This is a genomic window from Phytopseudomonas flavescens (assembly GCF_900100535.1).
Lineage (GTDB): Bacteria > Pseudomonadota > Gammaproteobacteria > Pseudomonadales > Pseudomonadaceae > Aquipseudomonas > Aquipseudomonas flavescens.
This window is the reverse complement of sequence record NZ_FNDG01000031.1, coordinates 16,293-30,508: the sequence shown is the minus strand read 5'-3', so window position 1 is coordinate 30,508 and position 14,216 is coordinate 16,293. Positions and strand designations below refer to the sequence as shown.

At 64.9% G+C, this 14,216-nt stretch carries 14 protein-coding genes; 3 read left to right on the top strand and 11 right to left on the bottom strand.

Going from position 1 to position 14,216, the window contains the following annotated elements:
• Positions 1-284 precede the first annotated feature (284 nt).
• From BLR94_RS25625 to BLR94_RS25590, 8 genes are all read right to left on the bottom strand, one after another.
• Positions 285-1,106, bottom strand: a complete 822-nt coding sequence (locus BLR94_RS25625) for an HDOD domain-containing protein (RefSeq protein WP_084308737.1) — start codon at positions 1,104-1,106, stop codon at positions 285-287.
• A 250-nt stretch (positions 1,107-1,356) separates the two neighbouring features.
• Positions 1,357-1,704: a cupin domain-containing protein gene (locus BLR94_RS25620; RefSeq protein ID WP_084308738.1), complete on the bottom strand. Its 348-nt coding sequence runs from the start codon at positions 1,702-1,704 to the stop codon at positions 1,357-1,359.
• A gap of 329 nt (positions 1,705-2,033) precedes the next feature.
• Positions 2,034-2,813, bottom strand: a complete 780-nt coding sequence (gene otnI, locus BLR94_RS25615; protein ID WP_084308739.1) for a 2-oxo-tetronate isomerase — start codon at positions 2,811-2,813, stop codon at positions 2,034-2,036.
• Between the two features lie 65 nt (positions 2,814-2,878).
• Complete coding sequence (locus tag BLR94_RS25610; RefSeq protein WP_084308740.1) at positions 2,879-4,336, bottom strand: GntT/GntP/DsdX family permease; 1,458 nt, start codon at positions 4,334-4,336, stop codon at positions 2,879-2,881.
• A 79-nt stretch (positions 4,337-4,415) separates the two neighbouring features.
• Entirely contained in the window at positions 4,416-5,054 is a 639-nt protein-coding gene (gene otnC, locus BLR94_RS25605) for a 3-oxo-tetronate 4-phosphate decarboxylase (protein ID WP_084308741.1), read from the bottom strand.
• Entirely contained in the window at positions 5,054-6,340 is a 1,287-nt protein-coding gene (otnK, locus tag BLR94_RS25600) for a 3-oxo-tetronate kinase (RefSeq protein ID WP_084308742.1), read from the bottom strand. Before otnK ends, otnC begins: the two co-directional genes overlap by 1 nt.
• A 3-nt stretch (positions 6,341-6,343) precedes the next feature.
• The gene (gene ltnD / locus BLR94_RS25595; protein WP_279615890.1) at positions 6,344-7,309 is read right to left on the bottom strand and encodes an L-threonate dehydrogenase; all 966 of its coding nucleotides are present in this window, start codon (positions 7,307-7,309) and stop codon (positions 6,344-6,346) included.
• A gap of 237 nt (positions 7,310-7,546) precedes the next feature.
• Positions 7,547-8,365: a DeoR/GlpR family DNA-binding transcription regulator gene (locus BLR94_RS25590; protein WP_084308744.1), complete on the bottom strand. Its 819-nt coding sequence runs from the start codon at positions 8,363-8,365 to the stop codon at positions 7,547-7,549.
• A gap of 269 nt (positions 8,366-8,634) precedes the next feature.
• Here BLR94_RS25590 and BLR94_RS25585 point away from each other — a divergent pair, with 269 nt between their 5' ends.
• A complete protein-coding gene (locus tag BLR94_RS25585) occupies positions 8,635-9,288 on the top strand; it encodes a DUF2076 domain-containing protein (protein WP_084308745.1) in 654 nt (217 codons plus the stop codon).
• Between the two features lie 18 nt (positions 9,289-9,306).
• Here the strand turns inward: BLR94_RS25585 and BLR94_RS25580 are convergent, their stop codons facing one another.
• Positions 9,307-10,065: an SDR family oxidoreductase gene (locus BLR94_RS25580; RefSeq protein ID WP_084308746.1), complete on the bottom strand. Its 759-nt coding sequence runs from the start codon at positions 10,063-10,065 to the stop codon at positions 9,307-9,309.
• Positions 10,066-10,162: 97 nt separating this feature from the next.
• Here BLR94_RS25580 and BLR94_RS25575 point away from each other — a divergent pair, with 97 nt between their 5' ends.
• Positions 10,163-11,035 carry a LysR family transcriptional regulator gene (locus BLR94_RS25575; protein ID WP_084308747.1) on the top strand — a complete coding sequence of 291 codons (873 nt, stop codon included), beginning with the start codon at positions 10,163-10,165 and terminating at the stop codon, positions 11,033-11,035.
• A gap of 235 nt (positions 11,036-11,270) precedes the next feature.
• A complete protein-coding gene (locus tag BLR94_RS25570; protein ID WP_084308748.1) occupies positions 11,271-12,068 on the top strand; it encodes an SDR family NAD(P)-dependent oxidoreductase in 798 nt (265 codons plus the stop codon).
• A 13-nt stretch (positions 12,069-12,081) separates the two neighbouring features.
• On the opposite strand, the gene BLR94_RS25565 is transcribed toward BLR94_RS25570, so the two are convergent.
• Both BLR94_RS25565 and BLR94_RS25560 read right to left on the bottom strand, forming a co-directional pair.
• Complete coding sequence (locus tag BLR94_RS25565; RefSeq protein ID WP_084308749.1) at positions 12,082-13,257, bottom strand: GGDEF domain-containing protein; 1,176 nt, start codon at positions 13,255-13,257, stop codon at positions 12,082-12,084.
• A 262-nt stretch (positions 13,258-13,519) separates the two neighbouring features.
• Positions 13,520-14,182, bottom strand: coding sequence for a potassium channel family protein (locus tag BLR94_RS25560; protein WP_084308750.1), 663 nt, complete (start codon positions 14,180-14,182; stop codon positions 13,520-13,522).
• Between the last annotated feature and the right edge of the window lie 34 nt (positions 14,183-14,216).

The following is a 14,216-nucleotide window of genomic DNA, read 5'->3' as shown; positions in this document are numbered from 1 at the left end:
TGGATTATTCAAGTGTATGTTCAATTGGCGGCAGGATAATTGATCTGCAGCATGCTGGCGAAACGATATCTGTGTAGCGAAGTTTCGAGTGGCAAAGGCGTGGGCGGTTCCATCAATCGATGGGAGGCGTGGCTTGGCCGTGCGCCCAGGGCGAGCGGCGGCCAGCAAGCAGGAGGTGTGCGGGAAGTGAGGGCAGGCGCGTCGCTCGGGTTCCCGGGTGGAGGAGGTTGCTCATCCACCCTGAAAACCCGCTGTCATCGGGCGGCCTGCGCGCTGGGCGGTGCCTAGTTGAGCAACTCGGCGAATGCCTTGTCTGCTTCCAGCACGGCTGGCAGGGCGTCGAACAGCTTGGCCAGGTCGATGTCCTCGAACAGCGGGCCTTCCAGATCCTGGCGGGCGGCGTCGCTCAAACCGTGGCTTTCGAGGCTTTGCTCGACGTGGATGGCCTGTGCCACCACGCGCGCGTACTGGCCACCGTCCGGCGCCTGGGCCGGTTTGTTCTGATAGGCGATGGCGTTCTGGATCAGTGCCGGCAACTGCCAGCGTCGGGCCAGTTCAGCACCGACTTCCGGAAAGCCGAAACCCAGTTGCAGGGTTTCCTCGGCAGCCTGAGCAGCGGCTTCGCGATGGGGGTGGCGGTTCAGGCGGCGAGCGAAATCCGGCGCGCCGCTCTGGATCAGCAGTTCACCGATGTTGTGCATCATCGCGCAGGTGAAGGCCGCATCGGTATCGAGTTTGAGCTGGCGCGCCAGGGTCCGTGCGATGCTGGCGACGCGAAAGCTGCGAATCCAGAAACTCTTCAGGTCGAAACCGGTATCGACCTTGAAGGCGCCGGTCATGGCCGACGCCAGCACCAGCGTGCGCAGGGTGTTGAAGCCCAGGCGCATGGCCGCGTCTTCCACGCTGCTGGCCTCCCGCGAGCCGCGAAAGCGCGCCGAGTTGGCCAGGCGCAACACCTTGGCGGCGATCACCGGGTCACGCTCGATATTGCGTGCCACGCTTTCCAGGCTGGTGGCAGGGTTGTCGAACTGCTGAATCAGGTCCTGGGCGACCTTGGGAACGCTGGGCAAGCTATGCAGCTCGGCGAACAGACTGGTGATATCCATATGAAGCTCCTGGGAGAAAACCGGGGGACGATATGGAATTTCAGCATAGCCGCGCTGCAGCCGCCTGCCAGGCTCCGGGCAGGCTTTTTCTCCAGGGGCCGGTCTCTGCGCGAATGAAAAACACACGTGTTTTCAATGCCAAAGCGAGTGTCCGCTGGCCTGACGCGACAGCTCGACGAGCGCGCCCTCGCGGCTGGGCACCTGTGCCTGCGATGTGTTGCCGGCCATTCAGTGACAGCAGGCGCGCGGCTCAGGCGAACACGAAATACTTGCGCACCGTCTCCACCACTTCCCAGGTGCCTTTCATGCCCGGTTCGACGACGAAGATGTCGCCGGCCTTGAGGTGGATCGGCGCCATGCCGTCCGGGGTGATGATGCAGTAGCCTTCCTGGAAGTGGCAGTACTCCCACTTCACGTAGTCCACCCGCCATTTGCCGGGCGTGCAGATCCAGGTGCCCATGATCTTGCTACCGTCATCGGAGGCATAGGCGTTGAGGTTGACGGTATGCGGGTCGCCCTCGATGCGCTCCCACTTGCAGGCATCGACGACGGGTACAGGTTGGGTGTCGCGCAGGACGGTGATCGGTTGGTTGGCCATGAGTGGCTCCTGGTGTTGGACGAAGGTCACTCACCATAGGGGGCCCCGGCGCCGCCCGGTTGTCTGGGGTCGACATGGGCGTGCGTATTCACGCTACCTGCTAAGGCTGGCAAGGCAGGGCGTGCGCGCAGGGTGAAACGGGCATGCACCATTGGCATGCGGGCGAGGCTGAAGTGGCGGCGCAAGGTCAGGTTGGCGCCTAGCGCTGCCGATTACAGCAGCGCATAGCCGTCGTCCAGCAGCTCATTGGCGGTGAAGGAGCTGGCGCTTGGATGCCTGTACTCCAGTGGGCTGCCCTGACAGTGTTGGGTGCCGCCCGAGCAGGTAGTTCAGGCCTTGAGCCGGCGCAGCCATCCCAGGCCCTCGCTGGTATCGCCCCTGGGGCGGTACTCGCAGCCGATCCAGCCGGTGTAGCCCAGCGAGTCGATCACCTCGAACAGGTGGGCGTAGTTCAGCTCGCCCAAGTCTGGCTCGTGGCGATCCGGCACGCCGGCAATCTGGATGTGGCCGATACCAGCGAAATCACGACGCAGCTTCGCGGTCAGGTCGCCTTCGACGATCTGGCAGTGGTAACAGTCAAACTGCACCTTGAGGTTGTCGGCACCCACTTTGCGGACCATGGCCTGGGCCTGATCCTGACGATTGAGAAAGAAGCCCGGCATGTCACGGGTGTTGATCGGCTCGATCAGCACCGTGACACCGGCACCGCGCGCCTGCTCGGCGGCATAGGCGAGGTTTTCCAGGTACACCGCCTGGTGCCTGTCGCGCAGTGCTTCATCGGGCAGCAGGCCGGCCATCACGTGGATGCGGTCGTTGCCCAGCACCTGGGCATACTCCAGTGCCTTGGCCACGCCTGCACGGAACTCCGCCTCGCGGCCCGGCAGGCTGGCGATGCCGCGCTCGCCGGCGGCCCAGTCTCCTGGCGGGGCGTTGAACAATGCCTGCACGAGGCCGTTGTCGCTCAGGCACTGTTTCAGCACCTGAGCGCTGTGGTCGTAGGGAAACAGGTACTCCACCGCCGCGAAGCCGTCGGCGGCAGCCGCGGCGAAGCGGTCCAGGAAATCGTGCTGCGGGTACAGCATGCTTAGGTTGGCGGCGAAACGAGGCATGGGGCGCTCTCTTGCAGATCGACAGAAGGTGGAGAGAGGCGAGCGCCTGGGCGCTCACCTTTGTCTCAAACGAATGGCCACAGGATGAGGGTCATCACGAAGCCCAGGGTGCCCAGGATAGTGACCAGTACGGTCCAGGTGCGCAGACCATCGGCCACGTTCAGGCCAGCCAGTTTGGTGAACATCCAGTAGCCGGCGTCGTTGATGTGCGACATCGCCAGGCCGCCACCGCCCATGGCCAGGCACAACAGCGCGAGCTGGTTGGCCGACAGGTCGAGGGTGGCGATCAGCGGGCTGAGGATACCGGCGGTGGTCACCAGGGCCACGGTGGTCGAACCCTGAACCGCACGCAGCAGCATGGTCAGGATGAAGCCCAGGGCCAAGACCGGCAGGCCGGTATGGCGCAACGCGTCGGAGACCACGGCGCCGATGCCGGTGTCGACCAGCACCTTGCCGAATACGCCACCGGCACCCGCGATGAGAATCACCATCGCCACGCCCGGCAGCGCCGAGCCGAGCACGTCGGAGACCTGCGAACGGCTCCAGCCACGGCGAGAGCCGAGCAGCCAGGCGCACAGCAAGGTGTCGATCAGCAGTGCCACCAGTGGCGCACCCAGCACGGTCAGCACGTCACGCAGCATGGAGCCGGCCGGCAGCATGGTCGTGGCCAGCGTACCGAGCAGGATCAGCACGATCGGCAGCAGGATCAAGGTGATGATCAGGCCGAAACCAGGGGCAGGGGCCGGCGGCAGGCTCTTCGCCAGGCTGCCGGCGTTGGCTTCGGCGCCGAATTCCTTGTTCTGGGCCACTTCACGCACGGTGGAGTAGTCGTTGCGGGCCCAGGCTTCCAGATCGGCGTTGGTGACGTGCGGGCCGTAGACCTCGGCACGAATGTCGTCGGTCATCGGGTAGGTCTTGCGGGTCATGCGCCCGGCGATGAAGTAGCCGACCATACACACCACCGCGACCAGTGGAATGCCCAGCAGCAGCACGCGACCGAGGTCGGCGCCCAACTGGCTGGCAGCCGCCACGGCACCCGGGTGCGGCGGCAGGAAGGCATGCACGGCCAGCAGCGCGGCGCACATCGGCAGGGCGAAGATCAGCAGCGGCTTGCGCGCGGCGCGGGCCACACCGTAAGCCAGCGGCATGAGGATGATCACGCCCACCTCGAAGAACACCGGGATACCGACCATGAAGCCGGCCACGGTCAGCGCCAGCGGCGTGCGCCGGTTGCCGAAGCGCTCGATAAGCGTCTTGGCCAGCGCCTCGGCACCGCCAGACAGCTCGATGATGCGCCCGATCATCGCGCCCAGGGCGATGATAATCGCGATGTGGCCGAGGGTCTTACCCATGCCACCTTCGATGGTAGCCACCAGGTCGGCGGGTTTCACGCCTGCCACCAGCGCGACGATGATGCTGACCAGCATCAGTGCCACGAATGGCTGGAACTTGTACTTGAGGACCAGAAACAGCAGCAGTGCGATACCGGCACCGGCGATCAGCATCAACATGAATGGTGTCATTTCAATTCTCGTTTTTTATTGTTGTCCGGAATTTCCGGGGCTGTCCGGGCGCCGCATGGCGAAACCCGGCCATGGGGCGTTACCAGTTCGCGCCGAAGACCTGATTGAGTTCTTCCAGCGCTTGTTGCGACAGCGGAGCGGGCTTGGGCTCACTCATCAGCCACAGCCGGGCGGTTTCCTCGAGCTCTTCGAGGGCATAGCAGGCCTTCGCCACCGAGCTTTCCCAGATCACAGGGCCGAGCCGCTCGAGCATCACCCCGCGTACGCTGTTGGCCAGTTGCGCCACGCGCTCGGCCACCAGAGGCGAGCCGGGGCGCTGGTAATCGATCAGCGGAATATGGCCGACCTTCATGACCTGGTAAGGGGTCAGCGGCGGCAGGATGTCGTCTTCGCGCCAAACACCGGCCAGGGTCAGCGCCACCAGGTGGGTGGAGTGGGTGTGCACCACGCCGCCGACTCCCGGATTGCGGTCATAGACCTGGCGGTGCAGGGCCAGGGTCTTCGATGGCTTGCTGCCCGACACCCATTCGCCCGCCAGGTTGACCTTGGCGATGTCGTCCGGGTGCATGCGGCCCAGGCAGGCGTCGGTGGGGGTGATCAGCCAGCCGTCGTCCAGGCGTGCGCTGATGTTGCCGGCGCTGCCCACGGTGTAGCCGCGGCCATAGAGCAGCCGGCCGACATCGCAGATTTCCTCGCGCAGGGCTTTTTCATTGCTCATCAGGCTTCTCCCGCCAGGTGTTTGAGGGCCTTGGCGAAGAAGTCGCGAGCACCGAAATTGCCCGATTTCAACGCAAGGGCGAGCGGTAGTTCGCCGTTGCTGACCGTAGCCGGTACGCCCGGGTCAATCTGCATGCCGATCTTCAGCAGTTGCACGCCCAGGGCCTTGACCACGGCACCGGAGGTTTCCCCGCCCGCGACCACGAAGCGGCGTACGCCCGCCGCCAGCAGACCCTTGGCGATCTGTCCCAGGGCGTCTTCGACCATGGCACCGGCACGCTCGGCACCGAGCTTGTGCTGCACGGCCTTGACTTCGTCCGGGGTGCTGGTGGCGTAGATCAGTACGGTCTGGCCAGCGTCGCGGGCGAAGGCGATGGCTTGCTCGACCACCGGCTGGCCGGCGGCCAGGGCCAGCGGGTCGATGCGCAGCGCTGGGCGGCCAGCTTCCAGCCAGGCGGTCACTTGGCCGTTGGTGGCCACCGAGGCACTGCCGGCCAGCACCACGTCACCGCCAGGGATGTCGATGCGCTGTGCGGCATCGATGTCGCGCAGCTTGCCAGCCTTGTGGAAGTTGCCCGGCAGGCCCAGCGCCAGGCCCGAGCCGCCGGTGAGCAGCGGCAGGTCGGCGCAAGCTTCGCCCAAGGTGTAGAGGTCGGTGTCCGACACGGCGTCGGCGATGGCCATGGTCACGCCCTCGGCACGCAGTTCAGCGATGCGCGCACGCACGGCGTCGGCGCCTTTGGCGACGCTGTCGTAGCGCAGCAGGCCGACCTTGCCCTGGGTCTGGGCATCCAGCACACGCAGCAGGTTGGCGTCGCCCATGGGCGTCAGCGGATGGTTCTGCATGCCCGATTCGTTGAGCAGTTGGTCCTGCACGAACAGGTGGCCACGGAAGATGGTGCGGCCGTTCTCCGGGAACGCCGGGCAGGCGATGCTGAAGTCGCTGCCCAGCTCTGCCAGCAGGGCCTCGCTGACCTGGCCAATGTTGCCGGCCGGGGTGGAGTCGAAGGTCGAGCAGTACTTGAAGAAGATCTGCTCGCAGCCGCGCTCGCGCAGCCACTCCAGAGCCGTCAGGGACTCCTCGACGGCTTCCGCCGCCGGCGTGGTGCGCGATTTCAGGGCGATGACGATGGCATCGGCATCGAGGCCGGCAGCCACTTCGGCGCTGGGAATGCCGATGCTCTGCACGGTGCGCATGCCGCCGCGTACCAGCATGTTGGCCAGGTCGGTGGCGCCGGTGAAATCATCGGCGATACAGCCCAGCAATGGGCGGGAAGTCATGCTCATGGGTTACTCCTTGCCCTTGGCTTTCGGCAGCTCGATGCCAGGGAAAATCTTGATCACGGCGGAGTCGTCCTCGCGACCGAAACCGGCGCTGGAGGCCTGCATGAACATCTGGTGGGCGGTGGCTGACAGCGGCAGAGGGAATTTGCTGGTGCGTGCGGTATCCAGCACCAGGCCCAGGTCCTTGACGAATATGTCCACCGCCGACAGCGGCGTGTAGTCGGCACTGAGGATGTGCGGCACGCGGTTTTCGAACATCCACGAATTGCCGGCGCTGTTGGTGATCACCTCGTACAGGGCATCGGCATCCACGCCTTCACGCAGGCCCAGGGCCATGGCTTCGGCGCTGGCGGCGATGTGCACGCCGGCCAGCAGCTGGTTGATGATCTTGACCTTGGAGCCCAGGCCATGGACGTCGCCAAGGCGGTACACCTTGCCCGCCATGCCGGCCAGCACGGTTTCGGCCTTGGCGTAGGCGTCGGTGGGGCCGGAGGTCATCATGGTCATCTGGCCTGCGGCGGCCTTGGCGGCGCCCCCGGAAATCGGTGCGTCGAGATAGCTCAGACCCTGATCGGCCAGGCGCTGCCCCAGCTCCACGGCGAAGGTCGGGGCGACGGTGGCGCAGCCGATCACCAGGCTGCCGGGGCGCAGGGCGGCGACGGCACCGTTGTCACCGAACAGCACTGTCTCGGTCTGCGCGGCATTGACCACCACGGTAATGACGATGTCGCAGACGGCTGCCATTTCGGCAGGCGAGGCGCAGGCGACACCGCCCTCGGCGGCGAATGCCTGCACCACCTCGTTGCGCACGTCGCAGGCATGCACCTTGAAGCCATTGCGCAGCAGAGAGCGGGCAATGCCCAGGCCCATGGCGCCCAGGCCGATCACACCGACATTCGATTGAGTCATTGCAGTCATCCTCGGTCTATGCCGTCGCGCGTCATCTGGCTGACGGCTTGATTGTTCTGAAATGTTAAATGGATAGTGAATTAATGATCCGATAATGTGAAGTATTTTTTGTAATTAACAAATATTCACATTATCGGGTGCAACCGTTTCGAGCGGAACTGATGCTTGGACGGGCGTGCGTTTGCAGGGGGAAAAGGAGTGCAGACCTACGGCCGGGCAGCCGCACTCTCCCAGCTGGAGTCGATCCGGCTGGCGGGATGGGCTTATGAGAGCGGCTTAAGCCGTGGTGCCGCGTTCGCTTCAGGAAACCAGCGGGCTGGCCAGCAACAGCTCGATGCGCTGACGGCGGATACTGTCGGCTGAGGCGGGGGGGAGGCTGTCGTCGCTGATAAGTGTGTCGAACTGCTCCAGTTCGGCGACCTTGTACATGCCAAAGGTGCCGTACTTGGAGCTGGTGGCGATCAGCACGTTGCACGATGCCGATTGCATCGCCGCTTGCTTGACCTCGACTTTCAGCGCGGACGGTGTGGTGGTGCCGCGCTGCAGGTCCCAGGAGCTGGTGGAAATGAACGCGATGTCGGTTGCCAGTTGGCGCAAGGTCGCTGCTGCCAGGCCGCCGACGCTGGAGATGTTGGGGTGGTCAAGCAGCCCGCCAGTGTGAATGACATCCACGTGGTTGGCTTCGGCCAAGGCATGCACGATGCCGAAGTCGTTGGTTATCACAGTCATGCCTGACAGGGCAGTGATGTAAGGCACGATCTCCAGGGTGGTAGTGCCAGCATCCAGGTAGATGGTCATGTCCGGATGCAGCAGGTTGGCTGCCACGCGCGCCATGGCCTGCTTGTGCGGCAATTCCACCACGGCTTTGGAGTCATGGCTGGGCTCGCTGTGCAACTGGCTGGCGATACGTACACCGCCGGTCACCGAATAGGCGCGGCCCTGTTGTTCCAGTAAGGCAATATCGCGGCGCACGGTCATGTGCGAGCACTCGAACATGTCCATCAACTGGTGGACGCTCAGCACCTGGTGCTTGCGCAACTGGCGCAGCATCTGTTCACGGCGCTGCTCGGGAATCATGGAGGCAACGCCAGGTGTGGCGGGCTTATCGGGAGGGGGCATGCGCGCTCCTGCGTCAAGACACCGTGGGATAGGTGCAGCGTGGTGGGGCTGATTTTTAACACAATCCGCTCATCCAGACCATTTGCTGCTTACCCGATGCCAGTGGCGGCATAGCTGAAGGCCGGCTGCCGTGGTGCATTGCCAGCCAGCCCGGAACTTGTAATTTTGCATTTCACTCCAATATCTCGATTCAGCGGCGCCGGGCGTCGCACCAGCAAGCTGCACAGGGATGTCTCACCTTTCCTCTCATCGCTCAATCGAGGCGCCCCATGAATTCCGAAGAGCAAACCCTGATCGATGGCCTTTTCTCCCGTTTGCAGGAGGCCGAGCACCAGGGTGGATTACGCGACACCGAGGCCGAAGCGCAGATCAAGGGGCACTTGGCCCGCCAGCCTGCCGCGGCGTACTACATGGCCCAGGCGATCCTGATCCAGGAGGCTGCGATCAAGCGGCTGGACCAGCGCGTCCGCGAACTGGAGGCCCAGGCCTCCGAGCAGCAGCGACAACGCCCCGCCAACGCTGGCTTTCTCGCCGGCCTGTTCGGCGGCGGCCAGGCCGATGCCGCGCCGCCGGCGCAGCGTCCGGCGGGGTGGGGTGAGACCCGCTTCTCCCAGGCGGCTGCGCCGGCACCTACCGCCAGCGCGCCGGGCGCCGCGGCGGTTGCCCAGGGCGGCGGCTTCATGCGCGGCGCCCTGCAGACGGCAGCTGGTGTGGCGGGCGGGGTGATGGTCGCGGACCTGTTGACCAACATGTTCCATCACGACCAGCCCCAGGAAATCGTCGAAGTCATCCGCGAAGACCTGCCCGCCCAGGACAGCTTCGCTGGCGGCCTGGACGATGCACCCTACGCGGACGTCCAGGACATCGACACCGACGCCTTCGACAGCTCGGACTTCTTCGACGACGGCGATACCTTCAGCTGATTCCCGCGACCGGTTCCGTCAGTGGGCGAAGGCGTGCATGCCGCCGTCCACGGCGATCACTTCCCCCGTCAGGTAGCGCGCCAGCGGCGACACCAGGTAGCTCACCAGATGAGCGATGTCCGCGGGCTCGCCAAAGTAGCCGATGGGAATGTGGCGGGCGATAAAGGCTTCGCGGGATTCCGGGCTGGGGTGGAGTTTTTCCAGGATCTGCTCGGAGTTGATCCGCCCCGGCGCGATGGTGTTGACCGTGATGCCCTCGACCGCCAGGCGTGTGGCCATGCCCTTGGCCCAGAACTGCACCGCCGCCTTGGCGGCCCCGGCAGCGTTGACGTCCCGTGGCTCCATGGTGCCGCTGAAATTGATGATCCGCCCCCAGCGTCGCTCACGCATACCGGGTAGCAGCGCCTGGGTCATGCGCCGCGTCGAGGCGAAGTTGAGGGTGAAGGCTTCGCTCCAGGCGTCATCGCTGGCATCCACCGTGGTCGGCCGCGAGCCACCGGCGGTATTGACCAGAATATCGACTCGACCCAGCGCCCGGGTGGCCTCATTGGCGATACGGCCGATTTCTGTCGCCGAGGCGATATCGCCAGTGATGACCAGCGGGCGTGGGTGCCCTTGTGCAGCAATATCACTGGCCAAACGTTCCAGCTTGTCGCCACGGCGCGCCGTTATCGCCACGCGCACGCCTTCGGCAGCCAGTGCTTTGGCGATGCCCGCGCCGATGCCTGTGCTGGCACCCGTGACCAGAGCGGTGTACTGACGCAATTGCAGATCCATGGGTATCTCCTGTTTGGCTGATGGGGGCTAGCTTGATCCATCACCTGGGTGAGATAAACGCACCTTTAGTTGGTGGATTGAAAAGCAGGAGTGTTGAATGGATCGGCTCGAAAGCATGCAGGTGTTCGTTCGTGTGGTCGACCACGGCAGCCTCGCAGGCGCTGCCAGTGCCCATGGCATCTCCGCGACCATGGCTGGCAATCATCTCCGTGCGCTGGAGCAGCGCCTTGGCCTGCAGTTGCTGGTGCGCACCACCCGGCGGCAAAGGCTGACCGCTTTCGGCGAGGCCTATTACGGCCGCTGCCGGGAGATTCTCGACTTGCTGGACGACACCGAACGGCAGGCGGAGAGCCAGCGTCTCGAGCCCGCCGGACCGCTTCGCGTTTCGGCGCCGTTGTCGTTCGGTACCTACGGGCTCACGCCCGTGCTCGGGGATTATCTGCAACGCTATCCCCAGGTGAAGCTTGATCTGCAACTCACGGACCGCGTGCTCGATCTGGTCGAGGAAGGCGTCGATGTGGCCATACGCATCGGCAGCCTGGCCGACTCCTCGCTGGTGGCGCGGCCACTGCAGCCCTACTGCATGTGGTGCTGTGCCGCGCCAGACTACCTGCAGCGACACGGCACGCCAGTGCGCCTGGGCGAGCTGGTGGGCCACCAGTGCCTGGGAATGGACGCCAGAGCTTTGCTGCAGTGGCGCGAACAGACCGGTGAAGCCATCGGTTCGCTGCCTCGCGCCCGGTTGCATATCGACAGTGGAGCGGCCCTGCATCTGGCTGCCCTGCAAGGGCTTGGCATCGTCCTCCAGCCAGCGTTCCTGCTGCGCGAGGATGTCGAGGCTGGCAGGCTCGTCCGCTTGTTCCAGGGGCAGGAACTGACACGGCCACTGGGCCTGCTGTACCCCCAGGCCCGCTGGCGCTCTGCCACGCTACGCAGTTTCGTCGAGTTCATGCTGGAGCGCTTCGCCTGATCGTGCCTGGCAGCCACAGGGCGGCAGCGCTGCACAGGCGCCCTCGGTGGCGGCCCACCCTGGCGAGCGGCTCAGCGGCGCGGGTCGTCATTTACTGTGAATCTTGCCCGCATGGTTCGAGTCAATCGACAGGCTCTCCAGGCGCCGACGCCGCGCGCTCGACCCGCTACGGCGGCCGCGCGCTGCCCGTGCAGCCTGGATTTGCCGAGTGTCTTCCCCCGTCAATGAGGTCTCTATGGATTTGCACATCAAGGGGCGCGTCGCGCTCATCACCGGCGCCGCCGGTGGCATCGGCCTGGCAACCGCGAAGCTGCTCGCCGAGGAAGGTGTTCACCTGCTGCTGACCGACAAGGACCAGGCCGCTCTGGACAAGGCCGCTGCCGACCTGCCTGGCGAGGCCCTGAAGGTCGCTGCGGACGTGACCCGCCAGGAACAGGTCGACGCACTGGTCAAGGCTGGCGAGGCGCGCTTCGGGCAGATCGACATCGTGGTACATGCCGCCGGCGTCACCGGCGCCAAGGGCGACCCGCTGGCGCTGGCCGACAGCGCCTATGAGGAAGCCTGGGCCACCGATTTCTTTTCTGCCGTGCGCATCGCCCGGGCCACCATTCCGGCCATGCGCCTGCGGGGGTGGGGGCGACTGGTGTGCATCACCTCGGAGAACGCCGTCCAGCCGTATTGGGAGGAGGCCGTCTACAACGTGGCCAAGGCGGCCCTCGGCGCCTTCATCAAGAACCTGTCCTACCAGGAAGCGGCCCACGGCGTGCTGTGCAACACCGTGGCACCGGCCTTCATCGAGACCAGCATGACCGACGGCATGATGCGCCAGCGGGCCGAAGAGCAGGGCGTTTCCTTCGACGAGGCCGTGTCGAGCTTTCTCGAGGAGGAACGCCCCGGTATCGTCCAGAAGCGCCGCGGTCAGGCTGACGAAGTGGCGGCAGCCATTGCCCTGCTGGTCTCCGAGCGCGGCTCGTTCATCAATGGCAGCAACCTGCGTGTCGATGGCGGCTCTGTCCAGGCCGTGCAGAACTGAGAAGGTCTTAGGGTCAGGTGGCCGAAGCAGGCTTGCCGAGCAGGGTGCGATCCACCAGGCGGATGCTGTTGCGCCCGCCGCGTTTGGATTGATAGAGCGCCGCGTCACCCTGTTCGATCAGCGCCGCCAGGCTGGCCGGCGGTTGATCGAACAGACTGGCGCCAATGCTGAGCGTTACCGCTTCAGGGGTGGCGAAGGTTTGCGCGGCTACGCCATGGAACCTCTCGCGCAGCCCGTCGCCCAGGCCGACGATGCGTTCGTGGGACGCATCGCGCAGCAGAATCACGAATTCGTCAACCCCCAGTCGGGCCGCCAGTGAACCCTCGGGCAGCACCAGACGAATCATCTCGCCCAGCGCCACCAGCAGGCGGTCGCCTGCGCCATGTCCGTGCAGGTCGTTGATCAGCTTGAAGTTGTCGATATCGATCAGCAGCAGAGCGCCGGGGCTCCTGGGCGACACCCCATTGAGCAACCGGGGCGCCCGTGCTTCCAGGGCGCGGCGGTTGTACATGGCGGTCAGCGGGTCGCGCGCGGCCAGCCGCTCGATGCGTTTCTCACGACGGTAACGTACCGTCCCGGTCATCGAGAGGGCGATCAGCATGAGTGCCATCACGCCTTCGACCAGTGAAATCTGGATGATCTCGCCACGCAAGGCCGCCAGATCGATCAGCGTGCCGGGCATCAGCACCGGTATGGTCTTGGCGACGTAGAACAGGCCGTGGTCCAGCAGCACATAGCGCAACTGTGCGGCCCCGGCACCCAGGGATTTGCCCTGAGGCCGTAGTAGCCAGCTGGCCCAGAGCGTCGTCAGCGCGACCAGCAGCGAGTTGACCAGTAACATCACCTTCGACCACTGCGGGCCCTCCGGCAGGAGCAGCATGGCGAACCAGACGACCAGCATCAGGTACCAGGCCCGGGACAGGCGCGTCTCGGTGAAACGCGCCACGCCAACCAGAAACAGCCAATGCGCGGTGATCAGCAGGCCGTTGGCGAACCAGATACCCACCAGTAACAGGCCACTACTGCGCAGCAGGGCCAGGGTGGAGCCCACGCTGATCAGGGCGAAACCGGCGCTCCAGAAGAGCAGGGAAGGTTCACGAACGGTTTGCCACTCGATCGCCAGATACAGCGCCGCCGCCAGGGCGAGGGCGATGGTGATCGTCAACATGGTTAGGGGACCGAACGCCATGTTCTGGTCATGCCTGCCTGTTTGTAGGGTGGAAGTGTTGCGGTCATCGCGGGGGTATCGAACCGCTGCAGAACGTGCAGGCAGCTACGTGTTTTCCGCCGCGATTGTAAGCGTTCGGTTGTCGGTTGCAGACAGGCCAGCGTAACCAGGCGGATGGATGGCAGGCGCTTTACAGCCTTGCCTGCCTGCCACGTCTTCGCGCTGTCCGCCTGGCTTCATGCAGTCTGGCAGACTGGATGGCGTTTTCCACTGGTGGGCTCGGTCATTGCGGCTTGGGCCGCACCGTCAGGCTGACCAGGCGGGTCACCACCAGGCCGATGTACATCACCCCGGTGAACTGTTCGAGCATCACCAGCGCCCGGGCGAACGGCTTGAGTGGCAGGATATCGCCGAGGCCCACGCCTGACAGGGTGGTGAAGCTCAGGAACAGCAGTTCCACCCAGGTGCGTTCGGCATGCGGGTTGATCGCTGCCGTGAAGCTGCCCGGGATCAGCAACTGGCACACGGAAAAGGCGTGAGCGAAGGCCCAGGCCAGCAGGGTGAAGGTGGCGCCCACGGCGAACAGCTCGTCGGTGCTCGCCCGCTGGTCTTCCATCATGTAGGCGATCAGGCCGCCGGCGGCATAGAAATAGAAGCTGCACTCCAACGCCGCCAGGAGAATCGCCAGCGTGCTGTTGTATTCGAATTCGGTGGCCACGGTCAGCGCCAGGATACAGGCGGCCTGGGTGAAGGCGATCCACTGGATGGTCGGGCTGCTGCGCACCATGCGCAGCGACATCGCCAGCACCACGATGCCGAAGGCGCCGACGATGGCACGGCCTTCCGACAAGCGCTCCATGAACGGGTAGAGCAGGATGCCCAGCAACTGCACGAACAGCAGGCTGGCAGAGGGGTAGCGGATCAGGTAGGTGTGGGCCTTGGGCATCGAATCGAACCGGGACTAGAGGGAAAGAGCAGCG